Here is a 20171-nt window from a genome sequence, read left to right on the forward strand (position 1 = left end):
AGGGCACGGCCCCGGGGACGCGGCACCGGCAGGCGCCAACGGCCGGGCGGGGAACGGGTCCGCCGCCGACGCGGAACCTCCGGGCGGCGGGCTGTCGGCCGCCGGTGGCGGCGGCTTCATAGAGCCCACGACCCCGATGCCGGCCGAACTCGCCTCGCTCTCCCGCCAGTTGGCCCGTACGAGCGAGCACCTCGCCGCCTCCCGCGAACGGGAACGGGCCCTGGAAGCCTCCCGCCGCGAACTGGTGGCCTGGATCTCGCACGATCTGCGCTCACCCCTCGCGGGGCTGCGCGCGATGGCCGAGGCGCTGGAGGACGGCATCGCCGAGGACCCGGCCCGCTACCACCGGCAGATACGCGGCGAGGTCGAACGGCTCTCCGGAATGGTCGGCGATCTCTTCGAACTCTCCCGTATCCAGGCCGGTTCCCTCGCCCTCTCCCCCACGCGCGTCTCCGCGTACGACCTCGTCAGCGACGCCATCGCCGGCGCGGACGCCCTCGCGGGCGAGCGGGGCGTGCGCCTCGCCGACGAGGGCGTGGAACAGGTGCCGGTGGAGGTCGACGGCAAGGAGATGTCACGCGTCCTGGCCAACCTCCTGGTCAACGCCATCCACCGCACACCCGCCGACGGCACGGTCGCGGTGGCCGCGACGCGGCGCGAGGACGCGGTGGTGCTCTCGGTCACCGACGGCTGCGGCGGCATCCCGGCGCAGGACCTCCCGCGGGTCTTCGACACCGGCTGGCGCGGCACCGATGCCCGTACGCCGCCTGGCGGCGCAGGACTTGGGCTCGCCATCGTGCGCGGCATCGTCGAGGCCCACCAGGGACGGGCCGCCGTACGGAACGTCCCGGGCGGCTGCCGATTCGAGGTCACACTCCCGGCTGCCCACTGAGCGACGGGACGGAACTGGGCGAGCCAGGTTCGGGACCTATGCCCAGCGAGCAGGCACCAGACGCACCGCCCGGGAGCGCTTGTCAGAAGCCCCGCAGGGCGAGAACTTCCGCACAGGAGCCCGTCGTTCAGATGACGGGGGCGCGGACGGGAGCGAGTTCGTCCTTCGCGAAGCGGGCCATCCCCTCCGCGAACGGCACCTTCGCGCTCCACCCCAGCTCACGGCGCAACCGCTCGGAGGACGCCGTGATGTGCCGTACGTCCCCGAGGCGGTACTCCCCCGTCACGACCGGCTCGGGCCCGCCGAACGCCTCGGCCAGCGCACCGGCCATCTCCCCCACGGTGTGCGGCTCGCCGCTTCCGGTGTTGTACGCGCGGAGCCCGCCGACGGGCAGCCCGTCGAGCGCCTCCAGCACGGTGACGTTGGCGGCCGCCACATCGTCGACGTGGACGAAGTCCCGCCGCTGTGCCCCGTCTTCGTACACACGGGGCGCCTCGCCCCGCTCCAGCGCGGAACGGAAGAACGAGGCCACGCCCGCGTACGGGGTGTCCCGTGGCATGCCGTCGCCGTAGACGTTGTGGTAGCGGAGGCTGACGGCCCGCCCACCGGTGGCACGTGCCCACGCGGCGGCCAGATGCTCCTGGGCGAGCTTCGTCGTGGCGTAGACGTTCCGGGGGTCGACCGGGGCGTCCTCGCCGACGAGTTCGGGTGCCAGCGCGGCGCCGCACCGGGGGCAGGGCGGCTCGAAGCGGAAGCCGTCCAGGTCCGGAACGGACCGTGGACCGGGCCGTACCTCCCCGTGGACAGGACAGCTATACCGCCCCTCGCCGTACACCACCATCGAGCCGGCCAGGGCCAGCCGGTGTACTCCGGCCTCGGCCATCTCCTCCAGCAGCGTCGCGGTGCCGAGGTCGTTGTTGCCGACGTACGAGGACGCGTCGGCGAACCCCTTGCCCAGCCCCACCATCGCGGCCTGGTGACAGACGGCGTCGGTCCCCCTGAGCGCCCCCCGTACCGCCACCGGGTCCCGTACATCGCCGCGGATTCCCCCGTCTCCGGCTGCCGTGTCGAAGACTACGGGCTCGTGTCCCGCCGCCTCCAGTCCGGTCACGATGTGAGACCCGATGAATCCCGAGCCGCCTGTCACCAGTACGCGCATGACCGCCACATTACGGCCGTGAAGTCCTCCCTCACGCCCAACCAGGACGTATGTCAGCGTTCCGTAAGGTCTGGCCAGCCGACGGCACCGTTGAGACGATCACCGCATGTGCCCCAACGCTGCGCCGACGTCCCTGCCTTGCCCCGCGTCTCACGGAGTCCGGCGGTGACCGGGGGAACCGCCGGACCGCCCGCCGGAGGCGTCCCGGAGGAGACCACCGTCGGCATCATCGGCGGCGGCCCTGCCGGGCTGCTGCTCTCCCGCCTCCTGCACCGCTCCGGCATCCCCAGCGTGGTGCTGGAGTGCCGTGACCGCTCGTACGTGGAGCAGCGGCAACGGGCAGGAATGCTGGAGCAGACCACGGTGGACGTGCTCCGCGGCTGCGGCGCCGGTGCCCGCATGGACCGCGAGGGCCTCGTGCACGACGGCATCGAGCTGCGCTTCGACGGCCGCTCGCAGCACATCGACTTCCCCGGTCTGACGGACGGCCGCCGCGTGACGATCTACGCCCAGACCGAAATCGTCAAAGACCTCATCTCCCTTCAGCTCTCCGAACTCTCCGACGGCGCACCGCTGCTCTTCGGCGCGGAGGTGCACTCCGTCTCGGGCCTCGGCCCCGCCCCGGAATCGGAACCGGCGCACGGACACGGGCACTTGCATGGGCACGGCCACGGGCCGGAACCGCTCGATCCCGAGTCGGAGCGGCCGGTGCTCCACTACACCCACGAGGGGCGTGAGCGGACACTGCGGTGCGACTTCGTCGTGGGATGCGACGGCTTCCACGGCGTCTCCCGCAGCGCTCTCCCCGCGTCCGTCGTCCGCACCTACGAGCGCGAATATCCCTACTCCTGGCTCGGCATCCTCGCCGAAGCACCTCCCTCCTGCGACGAGTTGATCTACGCGCACTCACCGCGCGGCTTCGCCCTGCACAGCATGCGGTCGCCCTCGGTCAGCCGCCTCTACCTCCAGGTGCCGAACGGAACCGACCCAGCCGAGTGGCCCGACGAACGGATCTGGGACGAACTCGACGCCCGCTTCGCCCTCCGCGACGCCCCCGGCTGGCGGGTCAACCGGGGGCCCGTCACGTCCAAGGCGGTGCTGCCCATGCGCAGCAGCGTCACCGAACCCATGCGTCACGGGCGTCTGTTCCTCGCCGGCGACGCGGCGCACATCGTGCCGCCCACCGGAGCCAAGGGCCTCAACCTCGCCGTCGCCGACGTCGCCGTCCTGGCCCGCGCGTTCGCCCGGTACCACGGCACCGGAGACACCGCGGCTCTCGACAGCTACGGCGCGGACCGGCTCCGGCGGGTGTGGCGGGCCGAGCACTTCTCCTACTTCATGACCACGACGCTGCACACCTCCCCCGACCAGTCGCCCTTCGACACCCGGCTTCAGCTCGCGCAGCTCGACCGCATCGCCACCTCCCGCACGGCGGCGACCGAACTCGCCGAGAACTACGCGGGGTTGGCCCTCCTGGACTGAGCCCCCAGGCTCCCGGCTCTGGCACGGGCCGCTGGAGCCTCCGCCTCAGACGGCCACCGCCGGCCCCCTTCCCTTCTCGTAGACGGTCAGGCCGCGGGAGAGCCGCAGCGGCACGAGCACCAGCTCGACGACGACCGCCTTCCAGGCGTAGAGCAGATTGACGATCTTCGCCGGATAGACGCAGGGGATGTTCAACAGCACGCGTCCCAGGGGCAATCGGCGTCTGCGGGCCGCGTACACCAGCGGAGGCAGCGTGAAGATCAGCTCCGCGCCCAGCCACCACAGGACGGTGGACAGCACCGGACGCCCGAGGCCGAGCGTGAGGACGAAGGGCGCGCTCCACCACAGAGGCGCGGTGAGGATCTCCAGTATCGCCAGCAGCACCCACACCGCGAGCATGGGTTTGCGCCGCAGCAACTGCCCCGTGTGCAGGCGTACGTTCTGGCAGAACCCGGCCATCCACCGCCACACCTGCTTGCGCAGGTAGAGCAGCGTCTCCGGGTCGGCGGCCCAGGCGACGGCGTCGCCGACGTACCGTGCCCGGCGCCCGGCGATCTGCTGTGACCAGGTGAAGTCCATGTCCTCGACGATCGTGCGCTCCGGGAAGCCGCCGAAGTCGACCAGGAGTCGTCTGCGGAAGACCGAGCAGCAGCCGGAGCACACCATGGGGCTGCCGGCGCGCTGCTGGATCGGCCGGTGCCAGTGGAAGCCGAAGAGATACTCCACGGAACGTCCGCGCTCCCAGACCGTCCGCGCGAAACGCGTCTGCACATTGCCCGCCGCGACGGCCACGCCGGGGTCGTCGAACGCGGGCAGGATCTGCTCGATGTAGTCGGGCGCCAGCACCGTGTCGGCGTCGACCGCGAGCACCAGCTCGGTCGAGCAGTGCGGCAGCGCGTAGTTCTGCGCACGTGCCTTGCTGCCCAGATTCCGCGGCGGACGCAGCACGGTCACCCCGTAGCCGCGGGCCACTTCGCCGGTGCGGTCGCGCGAGGCGTCGTCGACGACGATCACCTGCCGCGGCGGCACCGACTGCCCGAGCACGGACTCCAGCGTGGCCGGAAGCCCCGCCTCCTCGTCATGCGCGGGGATGATCACCGTGACGTCGGACGCCATGTCCCCACCCCCTGCCCGCTCACGACGGCAGCGGCGGCGGTCCGTGCTGCGCCGGTGCCGCCCGCGCCCGCCACGACGGGCCGTACGAGTCGCCGCCGTCCCGCGGGCCGCAGCCCGAGGCACCGCCGCGCAGCCTCGCGCGCTATGACGACCGCCCCCACGATCCCGTACACCAGCACGCTGACACCGATGAACGGCAGCCCCCCGTGCATGGGCTCCTCCTCTTCGCATTCGGCTCCGGCGCCTCTCGCCGGACACGAAGACAAGCTAGCCCGCCACCGTCACTCTCGGTATCCGAGCGCTACGCTCTGTGGATGCAGCGGCAGTTGTGGAGAAAACGCTCACTCGTCAGTGGTCACGGTCCGAGCCGTCCGAGTCGTCGGAGCGCTGCGAGGAGACCGCGCCCGCCGGCGAGTGCGCCAGCTCGGGCGACGACGACTCCAGCGGCACCGACCACGACCTGACCAGCCCCAACTGCACGCCCTGGCGCGGAAGTACGGCGTCCAGCAGCCAGTCCGCCGCGACCCGTACGCGGTTCCCGGGCAGCGCCGCCAGGTGGTAGGCACGCATCACGGCGTTCGCCAGCGGCCCGGACAACGGCACGTGCAGCGGATTCGCGGCGGCCTGCACCCCGCCGAGATCCACGGTGAACCCCAGGTCACTGTGCTTGTACGGCTGTGCCTGTCCGTACCCGTACGACGCCGCCACGTTGCGCGCCAGCGTCTTGCCCTGCCGTACCGCGTGCTGCCCGGTCATCGGCGTGTACTGGCCGGGATGCGTCAGATCGGGCACCGCGGCCGCGTCCCCGCACGAGTACACCTCGGGGTGGCCGGGGACGCGCAGATACTCGTCGACGCACAACCGGCCCTTCTCCGACCGCAGTCCGGTCTCCTGCACCAGCGGATCGGGCCGTACGCCGACGCACCAGATCAGCGACTGGGTGTCGATGAACTCCCCGTCGTCCAGGAGGACTCCGTCCTGTGTCGCCTCCTTCACGGACATGCCCGTACGCACCTCGACGCCGCGCTTGGCCAGCACCCGGTGCGCGGTCCTGGACAGGCGCTCGTCCAGTTCGGGCAGCACACGCGGTGCGATGTCCAGGAGCATCCAGCGCGGCAGACGGTCGCCGCGCAGACCGTTGCCGGCCCGCCGGTGCTGCTTGGCGAGCGCATCGGTGAACAGCTTTCCGTGCGCGGCGACTTCGGTACCGGTGTAGCCCGCGCCGACGACGACGAACGTGCAGCGCGCGTCGCTCTCGACCGGGTCCTCGCTCGACGCGGCCATCTCGATCTGCCGGGTGATGTGATCACGCAGATACAGCGCCTCGGGTATGCCGCGGAAACCGTGCGCGTGCTCGGCGACGCCGGGGATGGGCAGCAGCTTGTTGACGCTGCCCACGGTCAGCACCAGCCGGTCGTAGCTCAGCTCCCCCGCCTCGCCCTCGGGATCCACGTACGTGATCTTGCGTTCCCCGAGATCGACTCCGTCCACCTCGCCGAGCACGAGCCGTACGCCGCGCAGCGTGCCCGGCAGGGAGACGGTCACCCGGCGGGGTTCGAGGACGCCAGCGGAGACTTCGGGGAGCAGCGGCAGGTAGAGGAAGTAGTCGTTCGGGTTCACTAGCACGATCTCCGCCTCTCCGCGGAGTGTGCGTGACAGTGTCCTCGCTGCCTTGTATCCGGCGAATCCAGCTCCGACGATGACTATGCGGGACCGGCTCACGAGAAGAGCTCCAGACCTCGGGACCTTCGCGGACCCTGCCCGCAGTTCCCGCGGCTCCGGTGCCCAAACCCAGGCCACCGGGCTCGTACCGGCCCCGTACCTGCCCCGGAAGGGGTGCGCGGGCACCCTCGTACGTCATGTATTGTTCTTCGTGCGCGAGCGGCGCGGGAACACCAGTCCCGGGCCGGATCGGGCACCGGGACGTGGCGCAGTTTGGTAGCGCACTTGACTGGGGGTCAAGGGGTCGTGGGTTCAAATCCCGCCGTCCCGACAACATGGTGAAGCCCGCTGGCGGAGAGTGATTCTCCAGGCCAGCGGGCTTCTTTTCGTCGCTGCCGCTCCGTACCCGCGCGCCGCGAGCTCCTCCCCTGTGCAGACCCCGACGCAACGGACGCCCGCCCCATGTGTGTTCGGTGCCCGGCGCGGTGGCTGCGGGTGCCGCGCCGGGGCGGCACCGTCCGTGCCGCTCCGGCGATCATGGCCCGGCTGATGTCACTTGTCCGTCCCGGCCGGGCAGGAGACGTCACGGGCCGGGCGCTTCCCGGTGGTCAGGAACTTGGTCGTGGCGTCGTTGGCGCAGGTGTTGGCGTTGAACGGGTAGACGCCGTGGCCCCCTTGGTCGGCCGTCACCATCCGGACCCGCTCGCCGAGCGCCCGGCGCAGCTTCCGCGCCCCGGCGAGCGGCGTGCCCGGGTCGCGCTCGTTCTGCACCATGAGCATGGTGGACGGGCCCCGGTCGCCGATCCGCACCGGCGGCTCGATCCCCTTCCGCGGCCAGTACGCGCACGGGGTGATGCTCCCGGTGGTCCCGCCCAGCATCGGGTACCTGAACCGGTCCACCGCGGCGGCCCGTTGGTAGTCCCGTATTTTCCGCGGCCAGCGGGAGTCGGCACAGAGCACGTAGTGGCGGTCGGCGAGGGAGTTCTCGACGTCGCCCGCCGGCGGCTCGGACGGCATCGGCTCGCCCCGGCCGAGTGCCTGCCAGCCCTTGGCCAGCGTGGGCAAGCCGGCGTCGCTGTAGAGGTGTTCGAAGGTGATTCCGCGGAACGCCGTGCCGTCGACGCCGTGCACCGGTTCGGCGTCCAGCTTCTCGACGAGCCGGTCGTACGTGGCCTTCACCTGCCCCGGGGTGGTGCCGAGCCCGTACCCGGGGTGGCGTGCCGCGAACTCGGCGAAGTCCGGGAAGCGTTCCTCCATTCCGCGGGCGAGCATCCGGAAGGCGGTGACGTCGTAGCCGCCGGGGCCCAGGCTGCTGTCCAGCACGATCCGGTCGCCGCGTCGGGGGAACAACGTGGCGTACACGGCGCCGAGTTGGGTCCCGTACGAGGCGCCGAGGTAGGAGATCCGGGACTCGCCCAGGGCCGCCCGTATCCGGTCCATGTCGCGCGCGGTGTTCGCGGTCGTGGTGTGCGGCAGCATCCACGCGCTCCGGGAACCGGCGCACTGGCGGGCGACGGTCCGTGCGTACGCCGCCTCCCGCGTGACGTCGGCGCCGGTGTGCGCGTAGGGCGGGAAGTTGCCGCGCTGCTGCTGCCGTTCCGTCAGGTCACAGGTCACCGGTGCGCTCCGGCCCGCCCCGCGGGGGTCGAAGCCGATGAGGTCGTAGGAGTCGAGCACGTCCTGCGGCAGCCCGGAGGACGCGAGTACGGCGGGGTACCCGAGACCCGGGACGCCGGGGCCGCCCGGGTTGGTCAGCAGCACGCCGCGGCGCTGCGACGGCTTCTTGCTCGCCAGCCGGGAGACGGCGATCTTGATCGTGCGGCCGTCCGGTTCGCGGTAGTCCAGCGGCACCTTGAGCGTGGCGCACTGCAGACGGGGCGCGGCCCCGGCCTTCTTCGTGCACGGGCCCCAGTGCAGCGGGTCGGGCGTGGCCGCCGTCCCCGCCGTGCCGGCCGACGCCCCGGTGAGCGCCGTCGCCGCGACCGCCGTCACGGCAAGGGCGAGCGACAGGGTCCTCTTACGCATCCGATGTCCTCCTCAGCGGCGCACGGGGCGCCGGTCGATGGGACGACCGTCTCCCGTGCGCGCCGGCCCGCGCGTCGTCCCGGCGGCCGGAGCCCTGGCCGACCACGGGCGGGGCCGGGTTCGACCCTGGTCGGGGGTGCCTCGGCCTCCGGGCCGAGGCGAGGCCCCCGGACGCGCGGGACAATGACCGGGTGAAGAGTGAGCTCGCGCCGCGCCTGGCCAGTTGGCGGCAGGCATGGCAGCAGATCTGGCGGCTGGCGGCAGCCGCTGCCGTGGGCCTACCGATCTGGCTCGCCGTCGGAGTGGTGCTCCACCGGGGGCACGGGACGGAGACCGGCATCTGGTTCTTCGTCGCCGATCCGCTGGTGGCGCTCACCTGCCTGACGCTGCTGTGGTGGAGGCGGCGGTTCCCGCTGACCGTCGCCATGACGGTCGCCGTCGCCTCCACCGTCTCGGCGCTCGCCACCGGCGCCGCGCTGCTCGCCCTGGTCTCGCTCGCCACGCGGCGCCGTCCGGTGGAGACCGGGGCCGTCGCGCTGGCGTACGTCGTCGCATCCTGGGCCGCGCCCGGGATCTACGACACCTCCAGTTCGCCGGACTCCTGGTGGATCCGGCTCGCGATCCCGGCACTGACCGCGGGCATCGCCGTCGCCGCGGGCGCGGCCATCGGCGCGCGCCGCGTCGAGGTGCGCTCCCTGCGCGAGCGGGCGCTGAGCGCCGAGCGGGAACAGGCCGCCCGCGCGGCACAGGCCCGTGCCACCGAACGCAACCGGATCGCCCGCGAGATGCACGACGTGCTCGCCCACCGGATCTCCCTGGTCGCCATGCAGGCATCGGTGCTGGACCACCGCCCCGACCTCGCCGCCGAGGAGAGCCGCATGCTGGTCCGCGGCGTCGCCGACGGCTCCCACCAGGCGCTGGAGGAACTGCGCGACGTCCTCGGCGTGCTGCGCGCCGCCCCGGACCGCCCGGAGGCACCGCAGCCCTCCCTCGACGGGATTCCCGAACTGGCCGCCGACGCCCGCGCGTCCGGGCTGGACGTCACCCTCAGCACCACCGTGACCGGCACCCCGTCCGAGACCGCCGGACGGACCTGCTACCGCATCGTCCAGGAAGGGCTGACCAACGCCGCCAAGCACGCACCGGGCGCCCGCGTACGCGTCACGCTCAACGGCGAGGCGGGCCGCACCCTGGACGTCAGCGTCGTCAACTCCGCCGCCACCGCGGCCCCTACGAGACCACCGGCCTCCGGGTTCGGCCTGCTCGGCCTCGGTGAGCGCGTCACCCTGGCCGGCGGGGAACTCACCCATCACCCCACGCCCGGCGACGGCTACCGCCTCGCCGCCCAACTGCCCTGGCCGCGCGACGCCGAGAAGAGAACCTGAGTGGAGAGCAGGACGGAACCGGTACGCGTCCTCGTCGTCGACGACGAGCAACTCGTACGGATGGCGCTGCGGTTGGTCATCGACGGCGAGGAGGATCTGACCGTCGTGGCCGAGGCCGCCGACGGGGACGCCGCGATCACAGCGGTCGATCAACACCGGCCGGACGTCGTACTGATGGACGTGCGGATGCCCGGCCGTGACGGTCTCGCCGTGACCCGCGAACTCCTCGCCCGGCCGTCGCCGCCCCGGGTGCTCATGCTGACCACGTTCGACTCCGACGACCTGGTGCTCGGCGCACTGCGCGCCGGGGCGCTCGGATTCGTCCTCAAGGACACCCCGCCGCCTCAGATCTGCCACGCGGTGCGCACCGTCGCGGACGGACGGCCCGCGCTCTCCCCGGCGGCCACGGCCCGGGTGATCGCCGCGGCCACCGCTCCGGACTCCCCGCACACCCGCGACCTCTCCCGCGAGGCCGCCCGTACGAAGCTGTCCGTCCTCACCGAGCGCGAACGCGAGACGGCACGGGCCGTGGCGGACGGACTGGACAACCCGGAGATCGCGGAGCGCCTCGACATCAGCGTCGCCACCGTCAAGGCGCACACCAGCAGCCTCTTCGCCAAGCTGGCCGTCCGCAACCGGGTACAGATCGCCCTGCTGGTGCACGACGCGGAGCGGTGAGCGGCCGGGAGGTCCTTCTTGCCGACGACCCGGCGCTCCTCGGGCCGCAGGTCTGCGGCGTCGACGGGCAGTCCCTGTACGCGATCAGACCTTGACGCACTCCTCCCGCTCCTCTTCGTACGTGGCGCAGCCGGCGAGGACGGGCGCGGCGGCTGCCGCGGCGGTCAGGAGACGCAAGAGTGACGAACAGGTCTTCACCCTCGCCGAAGGCAGCATCTCCAGCACCGCGCCACTGTCACGGAGCCCGGTGAGAACCCGATGACCCGGTCCTCGCTCGGTGGCGGTGGCTCAACCGCACCTGGAACCCAACGCCAGCCGAGCCCGGTACCGGCGATCACGGTCCAGCAGGGGATCACCGCCCCCGGCGGCCGACACGTACAACGGACCGCGCGCACCGCGCAGTTCGGAGGCGCCGAGCCGGTGGTCCTCGATCGCCGTGAAGACCGGGAGCATGTCGTTCCAGCCCCTTTCCGGGTCGCCGAGACCGGCCAGCGCGTCGTAGTCGGCACGGCTGCCGCGGCTGGGCACCATGCCGTTGACCGCACTCGGCCCACCGAGGGTCTTGCCTCGCACCCAGTACTCGGTCTGCCGGGCGGGCCCGGACGGGCGGGTCGGACAGTGCCACGCGGCGGTGGGATCGAAGATCGGAGAAGCCGGGACGGCATACCGCACCTGCGTTTCTCGGCGGCCTCGCTCGATACCTGCGTCCGGTGCGCGGGCCATGGGAGCCAGTTCTGTGTGCGCCGCCAGGGGACCTGCCTCTGCCAGGTTTATCCAATCCACAACCAACTCGGAGTAGTAGTTGGGTAGTTGCGGTATCGATAGGTTGGGCCGCTCAGTTCGCGACGGCACGAGTGGGGGGAGTGGGTCGAGCATGGGGATGGAGCCACAGGACGAGCAGGTCGAAGTCGTGCGGGCGACGCCCGAGTACCTGCAGCAGATCGCCCAGCTCGCGAAGTCACGGAGCCTGAACGAGTAGGACGGAGCACATGAGTCCGCAGCGGTGGAGAGCGGCTTCCTGGTGTCCGCGTACGAGGAGGCGGACTACCGTGCCCGCCTGGACACCGCCGAACACTTCTACGTGGCTATCAAGGGCAAGGATGTGCTCGGATTTCTGCTGGCCTACACCTCGGATCAGGTTCAACGGGACGAGTGGCTGAACCGGCGGATCAAGACCACCCTCGGCGATTTCCTTGTGATCAAACAAGTCTGTGTGGCTCGAAATGCTGCACGTAGCGGCATAGGGTCCATGCTCTACTATCACTTGCTGGAGAAGTGGACGGAAAGTCCCGTGATCGCTGCAGTAGTAAACCACCCACCCGCCCAATGAGGCGTCCGCCGGTTTTCACCGCAAAGCTGGGATTCCAGGAACTGACTCGCCTCACACCTCCGGATGGCATGCCACGTGTGGTGTGGATATGGCGCAAGCCACGCGAATCGATGCTGCAGACCCAGTATTCCGTTTCGGTGGACTTATACAAGCATGAGGACAGTACCAACTGGCAGAAGCTGAACAACTTCTTCTACATCACGGTCAGTCTCACGGCTGCCGCTGCGTTCTCGGTCGGGAAGGAGGGCGCAGGAGGCAACCTGGGGGTGTCTCTGGCGCTCATCATCTCGTTCATCGGACTCTGTGTATCCGTGGGATTCTCCCAGATGCTGCACTTCGGGACCAAGTATTTACTCGCCCGCAAATCCGCGTTAGTCGAGATCGAGGAGTACATGGCCTGGCACGGCGGTCAGCCAATTGTGACCTGGCATTCCTCCAATCCCGGTGACCGTCACTTGAGGAAATCACCCACCGGACTCATCATGGTGCTGCTGCCGATTCTGGTCGCGATAGGCTGGGCAGGAATGCTCGGTGCTCTGATTTATACATTTTGACCCCTGGGCTCATCGGCTCGCCCGTCGACGCGAAAAGCGAGGCGACTTCGCTCGCCGCGAGCGGCGCGGTATTGAGGCACAGGTCGCCGTCACGAGCGGCACCGGTCCAGGGCATGCGCGTTACTCAAGCAGGAACCCAGGCTTGGCCCTCCCCGGGTCCCGCAGATGCGCAAGGTATTCCCGGCGCCGCTGGTCGGCACAGCGGTTCCGCGTCTCTGCGGTCGGCCCACGACTCGTCACGATGAGGAATGGTTCAGGCTGACGTTCACCTTGCAGGGCACACTCCCCGTGGACTGACGCCCGGTCAAGGTCGCCCTCGCGAGCGGCTGCTACGCCGGTTCCGATAGCCCACGGGCTCCAGGAACAGTGCGGTGTCGGTCGATGAGCGCAGATCGGTGAGGCTGCAATCGCGCCGAAAGTAGTCGCCGCCGGTGTGGGTGACGGCGGAGCGTACGTAGTCGATCAGCCGCTCACTGAGCAGCGTCGTGTAGTCGTGCACCGAGTTGAAGACCTCGCCGATCGCCAGCGGCGTGGTGGTGTGCTGCCGGATGAGGCGCAGCGCCGCCTGGATCAGCATCATCCGGTGATGCCCGTCGTGCAGCAGCGGCAGCTCCGGCTCGAACTCCTCGCGTACGGCCTCGAAGACGCCCGGCACATGCCGCAGATACGCCCGGGTGTCCCCCACCGGCGGGTGATTCGTTGAGGGCGCACCGCGAAGGTCGGAGGATAAATCGCTGTTGCCACAGGATTGAAGTTTGGAGTGACCGCCGATACCGCCCAGGGTTCGGTATCGATGATGGAAGGGTCCAGTGGGCACCAGTGGGTATTCACTGACTGGCCTCGATCGGGTGACTTCAGCAGCCGCGCCTGACGGGCGACTGGTGATATGGATTCACAATCGTGAATAGGCGCTCAAAATTCTGCTGACGAGGGAGAAGCCGACCTATGTTCAAGGGGCCGTTGGCTGGCCGCTACCCCGTGGTGTCGGCGATGGTTGTTTTCGCCTTGGTGCCCTATCTGGCTCTCTCCGCGGCACTGGGACCGATCACGCCGATCATCGCCGACGACCTGGACATGAGCCTTCGGACGCTCAACGTGACGACAGGCTTGGCCAACGCCGGCTACGCGGTCGGAACGATCCTGGCGGTGCAGTTCGCCCAGCACCTCCCGCAACGGCGGATGCTGATCATCTACGGCTCCCTGCTCGTGATCGGCTCGGTACTCACCGCGTCGGCGGTGAACGCTGGGATATTCGTCGTCGGGCACATCGTGCAGGGCCTGTGCACCAGTCTGCTGTTGATCGCAGCCGTACCGCCGCTGATCACTGGATATCCGCAGGCTCGGCTGCGCGAGACTGTCGTGATCTTGAACATGTGCATCTTCGGCGCCGTCGCCCTCGGCCCGGTGTTCGCCGGCATCCAAGCCAACTCCAACGGATGGCGGCCGCTGTTCTGGGTGGTCGCCGGAATCGCCACGGCGGCGCTCGTGTTGTCCGTTCTGACCTTCGAGTACACCCCGCCGGCCAGCAAGGGCACGAGTATCGACTTCGTCGCACTCGGGCTGGCCAGTGTCGGCTGTGTGGCGGGATTCTTCGGCGCCTCGCAACTGCTCACTCACAGCTTCTCCGAAGTCAGGGCATGGGCGCCGTTGATCGGCGGGCTCCTTCTGATCGTCATCCTCTTCATCCACGAGTACACGGCCAAGCATCCGCTGCTGTGTGTGCGCAGCCTCTTCAGTACGTTCCCCGTCGCCGGCATCGTCGCCGCCATGTGCGCGGCGGCGGCGTCGGTGTCTGCGACGCTACTGACCTCGACGGTGCTGGCGGAGCGCATGTCGCCTCTGCGCCTGGGACTGCTCTACCTTCCCGAGGTCGGCGGGGCCGTGATCGCCGCGGTCGCCTTCGGTCGTGTCTTCCGTACCCGCCTGCTGCACTTCTACGTCCTCGGGGGACTGACGTTCCTGAGTGTCGGCATCGCGGTGATGAACGCCGCCGAGCCGCCGACGGCCCCTCTGATCGCTGTGGGCTCGGGCCTGGTCGGCGTCGGCGTCGGCTCCTCCGTGGTCCCGGCGCTGTTCATCGCCGGCTTCTCGCTGCGCTCCAATCAGGTGCAGCGGGTGTTCGGGATCGTGGAGTTGATGCGGGCGGTGGCGGCGTTCATGATCGGCCCGATCCTGATGTATATCGCCACCACGGCCGAGAGCAACCTCGTCTCGGGCACGAGGGACGCCCTGTGGATCTGCTTCGGGCTCGGCGTAGCGGGCGCGGTGCTCGGCGCTGCCCTGTATGTGGTCGGCGGGGTACGCCACCCGCCGAAGCCGTCGGTGCAGGGATGGATGAGCGGCGAACAGCCCGGATGGGATTCCCCGCCGCTCTTCGCCGGACTCACCCGGAGCGAGGGAGGCAACGAAAAGGACGCGAACTGCTAGGAACCGCAGACTGCCGTGCCGCCGGTAGCCCGCGGGCGGCTCGCCTCTACCGCGGGCAAGGCCGTTCCAAGAGGACGCCAACAACCGCCGCATTCGGGGACCAACTCGCCGCTCCTGCCACAACGCGAACATTGACCCACGGTCACCGTCACGTAGATTTGCACCTTCCGCCACTGACGGATGTTCAGATTCCATTCGCCCCTGCTCGTCAGGCTCCACCGTGTGATCGTGATGACTCTCAGGTATTGAGTCTGCGGCAGCAGATCAGAGCGGCGTCGATCCCTGCGCAAGCCAGAAAGTGCTCGACTCTGCTTTCGCAACGGCAGTGCAGGCGGCGGCATCCGGACAGCCATGCCACCGTGCGCTTTACAGTCCAACTGTGACGGCCCGGCCAGCGCGAGTCCGCGATGTGCTGCGAATGTCCACAGCACCGAGAAAACGACTGACAACCGGCTCGTAACCCTTACCCGCCAAACATCGGAGGGTTCGTACTCGCGTTCAGCTCACTGGTGCCGGCCACAGATGCCTTAAGGAAATGGGAACGCAAGAGAACGTCGCTGGCATGCACCGGTACCGATCAGCCACACAACTCGCTCCGTAGCCAGGGGAGCGAGTCGAGCAGAGCTGCGATGCCCGGATTATCAGAGTTTGCGGCCAGGTAAACGAACCGGAGTTCCACGCTCCATCGAGGAAGCTGCACCGGCAGCAGATGGATGCGTCCGGACCGTTGGAAGTTTCTGGTGGCGAATCGGGGAACGACCGCGACGTGATCGGAGTCGATGGTGTGTGTGATGGCGGCTTCGGGCGATCCCGTCGTGTGCACGGGGGTGTCGCGACGTCGTTCCGGATGGTCGAAGATCGCCGCCAGCGGCTCGCCTTCGGCGTCCCAGCGGTAGATGACAAGGGTTGTGCCGACCAGGTCGTCCGGGGTGAGTTGAGGTGCGTCGCACAGCTGATGCCCCGATCTGCACACCGCGACCATCGGCGAGGTCCCCAGCCGCTCTGACCTCAGCGATCCGGTCGCCACCTGCGTGAGCAGGAAGCCGCCATGTGCGCTGCCGTCGCGTACCTGCTCCACTACTTCCCTGCTGTGGGCCACACGTCCGTGGGCAGCGATGTCCAGCCCGCTCAGCGCACCGAAGGCGAGCGGGAAGACCGTCGCGGCAAAGCTGTTCGGGGCGGCCAGAACGAGCCGCTCGGGCGTCCCCGTGTCCAGGCTGTGAACGGCCTCGTCCAGAAGGTCGAGGCACCGCCGCGCATACCCCATCAGTCGTTGTCCGGCAGGGGTGAGTGTGCTCCCGCGCGCCCCGCGGACGAACAGGGTCGTCCCAAGTCGGCGTTCCAGCCCGGCTATCCGGTTGCTGACGGACGGTGCGGCGAGGCGCAGCTCCGCGGCCGCGGCGTTGAAGCTGCCGAGCCGTGCGATCGCCGAGAACACTTCCAGGTCCATGATCTCCAACGAGGATGAAGGCATAGCGCAAGGCTAACGCCAGACCTAGAAGAATTCGGTCTACCGAAATACTCGGCGCTCGCCGAAGCTTTGATGACCCCGCGCAGGCGAACCACCGCTCGACCCGAGCGGAAGACAGGAGTTGGAACGAGTACGACCGGCCAGGCAGGAGGCACGTTGTGAGAACACCGCTGTGCAAGGGATCGATAACGGGGCTCACGCTCGCCGTGGTGTGCCTGAGTGCGCTGGCAGGATGCGCGAATCCTGATGACGGCGCCGAGGGAGGAGTCGGCAAGAAATCCAACGATCTTGTCGAGAAGGTGGATCGGGACCCGAAGATCGCGGGCATGGTGCCGGGACACATCCGGAAACAGGGCTCGTTCACCGCCGCGGTCAACCCGTCGTCGCCGCCGATCAAGTTCGTCGACGACGCCGGGGACATCACCGGCTTCACACCGGAACTCGTCACGGCTGCCGGGAAATTGATGGGCGTCGACGTCGTGATGAAGCAGACCTCGTTCGACGCCCTGATACCCGGCCTCGAGGCCCGCCGGTTCGACGTCGTCCTCTCCATCAACGACCTGGCCGACCGCCGGGAGAAGACCGACTTCATCGACTACCTGCAGACCGGAACCGCCATCCTCGGCGGCGCTTCCCTCCCGCAGGAGAAGATCACCCCCAAGAAGCTCTGTGGACTCTCCGTCGGCTACGTGCGGGGAAACGTGCAGAAAGACCTTGTCGCGAAGGCCGCCAAGGGATGTGCCGAGTCGGGCGCCAAGCCGGTGACAGGAACCGCGTTCCAGGACATCAACGCAGCCATTCTCGCGGTGCAGAGCGGGCAGATCGATACGGCGTGGGGTGACGCGCCGTCGATCTCCTACAACGCGGAGAAGAATCCCCGTCAGTACAAGGAGTTGTACCGGGAGATCTCCGGTCCCTACGGCGTCGGAGTCAACAAGCAGGACACCGCTCTGCGGGACGCCCTGCGGGCAGCCCTGCGCAAGTGTGTGGAGAACGGCATCTACCAGAAGCTCCTGAAGGATTATGAGCTGACGGACTATGCGCTGACGGACATGTCGCTGAACAAGGGGCCTGCCGATGACCACGCCTGAGACCCTCCGGTCCGGCCCCGTCACAGGCGAGGAACTCGAACTGCACAGCATGCCGATCCGCGATCCCAAGCGGCTTGCGCACTGGCTGAGTTACGCGCTGGGCGCTGTCGTACTCGTGCTGACATTCCGATTCGTCGTCCTCAACCCGCACTGGGACTGGCCGACGATAGGTTCTTGGCTCTTCAGCCGGCGAGTTGTGTCCGGTCTGCTGAACACCGTCCTCATCACCGTGGTATCCACGGCCGTCGGATTGGTGCTCGGTCTGGTCGTCGCTGCATTCCGGCTGTCGCGCTTTGCCGTGCTCCGCGGGATGGCCGCCGTGTATGTGTGGATCATCCGCGCTACACCCGGACTCGTACTCATTCTGTTCGTCTACTTCCTCGCCGCGCTGATGCCGACCCTCAGCCTGGGCCTGCCGTTCGCGGATCCGTTCTTCGAAGTGCCGACGAATCACGTCATCTCGCAGTTCTCGGCGGCCGTCATCGGACTCTCCGCATATCTCGGGGCCTACTCGGCTGAGATCTTCCGCGGTGGTGTGCTCTCCGTTCATCAGGGCCAGTTCGAGACCTGCCACTCACTCGGGCTCTCCGCGTGGCGGACGTACACCAAGGTGGTTGGACCGCAGATCATCCGCGTGATCACACCGTCGCTGGCCAATGAAGTCGTGACGATGTTCAAGAACACCTCACTTGTCTCGGTGATCGGGTACGTGGAACTGCTGACGACCGTTCAGCTCGTGTACTCACAGAATTTCAAGACCATTCCGATGCTCACGGTCGCGGTGATCTGGTACCTCGTCCTTACCAGTCTGGCGATGCTCGGCCAGTCGCGCCTGGAGAAGCGGTTCGGACGTGGCTTCGACCGCCGGGTCGTCAAGAACACGGTGCCCGTGGCCACCGCGGAACAGGAGGGACGGCATGACTGACCAACCACTCCTGCGACTCCACAAGGTGGAGAAGCACTTCGGGGATTTCGTCGCCCTCGACGGCGTGAGCCTCACGTTGCAGGCCGGGACCGTGACCTGTCTCGTCGGTCCGTCGGGGTCGGGCAAGAGCACGTTGCTGCGCACGGTCAATCTGCTCGAGAGGCTGGACGGCGGAGCCGTCTATCTCCGTGGCGAGATGCTCGGCTTCACCCGCAGCGGCGATCATCGCCGTCCCGTCCCGAAGAAGGTGGCACGTCGTCAGGCGGTCAACTTCGGCATGGTCTTCCAGAGCTTCAACCTCATTCCACAGATGACCGCGGCGGAGAACGTCGCGCTGGGACCGGTCGAGGTCCTGCAGGTCGGCCGCGCCGACGCACGGCGTCAGGCCCACGAACTGCTGAGCCGAGTAGGACTCGCCGACCGGGTCGACCACTATCCCGCCGAGCTCTCGGGCGGTCAGCAGCAGCGGGTCGCCATCGCGAGGGCGCTGGCGATGAAACCGAGCGTCCTGCTGTTCGACGAACCCACGAGTGCACTCGACGCCGAACTCGTCGCCGAAGTACTCGCCGTCATCAAGGAATTGGCCATGGAGGGTTTCACGATGCTGATCGTGACCCACGAACTTGCCTTCGCCCGCGATATCGCGGACGAGGTCGTCATGATGGAAGACGGCAGAATCATCGAGTCGGGACCGCCCGACCGCATCCTCCTCAACCCCACCACCGAGCGGGCGCGGAGCTTCTTCGCGAGCGTGAGCCACTGATGGCCCCGCGGACGACGGACCTGTTGGACCGGGACTGGCTGGCCTCGCTCACTCCGGAGGAACTCGCACGCCGTGGCAGTGCAAAGTGGCGTCGTGTCCCCGGCGCACTCGGTGCTTCGGTCGCGGAGATGGACTTCGGCCTGGCCGAACCCATCACCGAAGCGCTGGTGAGGGCCGGCCGGCGAGGTGACTTCGGCTACTTCCCCCCGGCTCTGGCAGAGCGGCTCAACCAGGCAACTGCCCAGTACCAGCAGACCTCGTACGGCTGGGACGTCGACCCGGGGCGGGTTCATGCCGTGGGAGACGTCATCGTGGGGCTGGAAACCACCATCGAGTGGTTCACCCCGCCAGGATCGCCGGTAGTGGTTCTCACCCCCGCCTACATGCCCTTCCTGACCGTCCCGTCCCGGATACACCGCCCCGTGATCCAAGTGGCCCTCCGGGAGGAACACGGCACGTGGAAGCTGGACTTGGAGAAGATCGCCGCCGCGCTCCAGGCGGGCGCCCGCCTGGTCGTGCTGTGCAACCCGCACAACCCGATCGGGAAGGTGTACACCGGATCAGAACTCCGCTCGCTCGCGGACATCGTGGACCGCCATGGAGCGCGCGTCTTCGCCGACGAGATTCACGCGCCTCTCATCTACCCGGGCGCCCGGCACCAGTGCTACGCCCCGCTCTGTGAACTCACCGACCGGCACACGATCACGGCCACCTCGGCCTCCAAGGCATGGAACATTCCTGGGCTCAAGTGTGCGCAGTTGATCCTCGGCAGCGGGGACCAGGCCGTCTGGGAGGAAGTCCGTCACAGCGCCTCGCGCGGAGCTTCGAACCTGGGCGCTGTCGCGACGATCACCGCGTATCAGGAAGGGGCGCCCTGGCTGGCGGAGGTCCTGCGCTACCTCGAAGGCAATCGCCGGCTGCTCAGCGATCAGATCGGCGATCAGCTCCCTGGCGTGCGCTGGGATGCACCCGACGGTACGTACCTCGCCTGGCTCGACTGCCGTGAGCTCGGCTTGGCCCCGAGTGCGGCCGCTCACTTCCTGGAGAAGGCGCGAGTCTCGGTCGCCGACGGCAAGCTCTGCGGGGTCGCCGGAGAGGGCTTCGTACGTCTCAACTTCGCCACGCCGGCCCACATCCTGGAGCAGACACTCACCGCGATGGGCACATCCCTCATCTCCTCCTGACCACCCTCATGCCTGGACACATACGTC

19 protein-coding genes, 1 tRNA gene and 2 pseudogenes are annotated in these 20171 nt (G+C 68.7%); 12 read left to right on the forward strand and 10 right to left on the reverse strand.

Translation table 11 applies throughout. From position 1 onward, the window contains the following. Positions 1-892: sensor histidine kinase (locus AN218_RS06125; protein ID WP_107421371.1), on the forward strand; the 892-nt coding region annotated here is incomplete at its 5' end. Between the two features lie 127 nt (positions 893-1019). Here the strand turns inward: AN218_RS06125 and AN218_RS06130 are convergent. Then, positions 1020-2051 (reverse strand): NAD-dependent epimerase/dehydratase family protein, encoded by a 1032-nt coding sequence (locus AN218_RS06130; protein WP_070015754.1) that lies wholly within the window; start codon positions 2049-2051, stop codon positions 1020-1022. Positions 2052-2216: 165 nt separating this feature from the next. Between AN218_RS06130 and AN218_RS06135 the strand changes: the two genes are divergently transcribed. Continuing rightward, positions 2217-3533, forward strand: coding sequence for a 4-hydroxybenzoate 3-monooxygenase (locus AN218_RS06135; protein ID WP_070015595.1), 1317 nt, complete (start codon positions 2217-2219; stop codon positions 3531-3533). A gap of 45 nt (positions 3534-3578) precedes the next feature. Here AN218_RS06135 and AN218_RS06140 read toward each other — a convergent pair whose 3' ends face one another. The 3 genes from AN218_RS06140 to AN218_RS06150 all read right to left on the reverse strand — a co-directional run bounded on the left by AN218_RS06140 (position 3579) and on the right by AN218_RS06150 (position 6371). After that, positions 3579-4649, reverse strand: a complete 1071-nt coding sequence (locus AN218_RS06140; RefSeq protein ID WP_070015596.1) for a glycosyltransferase family 2 protein — start codon at positions 4647-4649, stop codon at positions 3579-3581. After that, positions 4628-4861: a hypothetical protein gene (locus tag AN218_RS06145; RefSeq protein WP_070015597.1), complete on the reverse strand. Its 234-nt coding sequence runs from the start codon at positions 4859-4861 to the stop codon at positions 4628-4630. Before AN218_RS06145 ends, AN218_RS06140 begins: the two co-directional genes overlap by 22 nt. 136 nt (positions 4862-4997) lie before the next feature. Beyond that, a complete protein-coding gene (locus AN218_RS06150; RefSeq protein WP_079131865.1) occupies positions 4998-6371 on the reverse strand; it encodes an NAD(P)/FAD-dependent oxidoreductase in 1374 nt (457 codons plus the stop codon). Between the two features lie 197 nt (positions 6372-6568). Between AN218_RS06150 and AN218_RS06155 the strand changes: the two genes are divergently transcribed. Then, positions 6569-6642, forward strand: a tRNA-Pro gene (locus AN218_RS06155). 221 nt (positions 6643-6863) lie between these two features. Here the strand turns inward: AN218_RS06155 and AN218_RS06160 are convergent. Next, complete coding sequence (locus tag AN218_RS06160) at positions 6864-8336, reverse strand: alpha/beta hydrolase (RefSeq protein ID WP_070015598.1); 1473 nt, start codon at positions 8334-8336, stop codon at positions 6864-6866. A gap of 191 nt (positions 8337-8527) precedes the next feature. Here AN218_RS06160 and AN218_RS06165 point away from each other — a divergent pair, with 191 nt between their 5' ends. Both AN218_RS06165 and AN218_RS06170 read left to right on the forward strand, forming a co-directional pair. Further along, positions 8528-9721, forward strand: coding sequence for a sensor histidine kinase (locus AN218_RS06165; RefSeq protein WP_070015599.1), 1194 nt, complete (start codon positions 8528-8530; stop codon positions 9719-9721). Continuing rightward, positions 9722-10399 (forward strand): response regulator, encoded by a 678-nt coding sequence (locus tag AN218_RS06170; RefSeq protein ID WP_070015600.1) that lies wholly within the window; start codon positions 9722-9724, stop codon positions 10397-10399. It abuts the gene before it with no gap. Between the two features lie 84 nt (positions 10400-10483). Here the strand turns inward: AN218_RS06170 and AN218_RS36445 are convergent, their stop codons facing one another. Further along, positions 10484-10624, reverse strand: a complete 141-nt coding sequence (locus AN218_RS36445) for a hypothetical protein (protein ID WP_171908615.1) — start codon at positions 10622-10624, stop codon at positions 10484-10486. 63 nt (positions 10625-10687) lie between these two features. Beyond that, positions 10688-11275, reverse strand: coding sequence for a GMC family oxidoreductase N-terminal domain-containing protein (locus tag AN218_RS06175; protein WP_079131866.1), 588 nt, complete (start codon positions 11273-11275; stop codon positions 10688-10690). Between the two features lie 127 nt (positions 11276-11402). Here AN218_RS06175 and AN218_RS37900 point away from each other — a divergent pair, with 127 nt between their 5' ends. Continuing rightward, positions 11403-11729: a GNAT family N-acetyltransferase gene (locus AN218_RS37900; protein WP_070015602.1), complete on the forward strand. Its 327-nt coding sequence runs from the start codon at positions 11403-11405 to the stop codon at positions 11727-11729. Between the two features lie 77 nt (positions 11730-11806). Further along, positions 11807-12283 carry a RipA family octameric membrane protein gene (locus AN218_RS37905; protein WP_244900311.1) on the forward strand — a complete coding sequence of 159 codons (477 nt, stop codon included), beginning with the start codon at positions 11807-11809 and terminating at the stop codon, positions 12281-12283. A gap of 424 nt (positions 12284-12707) precedes the next feature. On the opposite strand, the pseudogene AN218_RS06190 reads toward AN218_RS37905, so the two are convergent. Next, positions 12708-12962: pseudogene (locus tag AN218_RS06190) on the reverse strand (bifunctional D-altronate/D-mannonate dehydratase); the annotation flags it as partial. Positions 12963-13228: 266 nt separating this feature from the next. On the opposite strand from AN218_RS06190, the gene AN218_RS06195 reads away from it, so the two are divergent. Then, positions 13229-14710, forward strand: coding sequence for an MFS transporter (locus tag AN218_RS06195; RefSeq protein ID WP_070015605.1), 1482 nt, complete (start codon positions 13229-13231; stop codon positions 14708-14710). Positions 14711-14948: 238 nt separating this feature from the next. On the opposite strand, the pseudogene AN218_RS37910 reads toward AN218_RS06195, so the two are convergent. Next, positions 14949-15110 (reverse strand): annotated as a pseudogene (locus AN218_RS37910) (IS5/IS1182 family transposase); the annotation flags it as partial. 177 nt (positions 15111-15287) lie between these two features. Continuing rightward, the gene (locus AN218_RS06200) at positions 15288-16160 is read right to left on the reverse strand and encodes a LysR family transcriptional regulator (protein ID WP_244900315.1); all 873 of its coding nucleotides are present in this window, start codon (positions 16158-16160) and stop codon (positions 15288-15290) included. Positions 16161-16339: 179 nt separating this feature from the next. Between AN218_RS06200 and AN218_RS06205 the strand changes: the two genes are divergently transcribed. From AN218_RS06205 to AN218_RS06220, 4 genes are read left to right on the forward strand one after another with little or no spacing between them, the layout of a single operon-like run. Continuing rightward, positions 16340-17272 (forward strand): ABC transporter substrate-binding protein, encoded by a 933-nt coding sequence (locus tag AN218_RS06205; protein WP_141747489.1) that lies wholly within the window; start codon positions 16340-16342, stop codon positions 17270-17272. Then, positions 17259-18197, forward strand: coding sequence for an amino acid ABC transporter permease (locus AN218_RS06210; RefSeq protein ID WP_070015609.1), 939 nt, complete (start codon positions 17259-17261; stop codon positions 18195-18197). The genes AN218_RS06205 and AN218_RS06210 overlap by 14 nt, the downstream gene beginning before the upstream one ends. After that, the gene (locus tag AN218_RS06215) at positions 18190-18960 is read left to right on the forward strand and encodes an amino acid ABC transporter ATP-binding protein (protein WP_070015611.1); all 771 of its coding nucleotides are present in this window, start codon (positions 18190-18192) and stop codon (positions 18958-18960) included. Before AN218_RS06210 ends, AN218_RS06215 begins: the two co-directional genes overlap by 8 nt. Continuing rightward, positions 18960-20144, forward strand: coding sequence for a MalY/PatB family protein (locus tag AN218_RS06220; protein ID WP_070015613.1), 1185 nt, complete (start codon positions 18960-18962; stop codon positions 20142-20144). The genes AN218_RS06215 and AN218_RS06220 overlap by 1 nt, the downstream gene beginning before the upstream one ends. Positions 20145-20171 lie beyond the last annotated feature (27 nt).

Source organism: Streptomyces nanshensis, assembly GCF_001751255.1.
Lineage (GTDB): Bacteria > Actinomycetota > Actinomycetes > Streptomycetales > Streptomycetaceae > Streptomyces > Streptomyces nanshensis_A.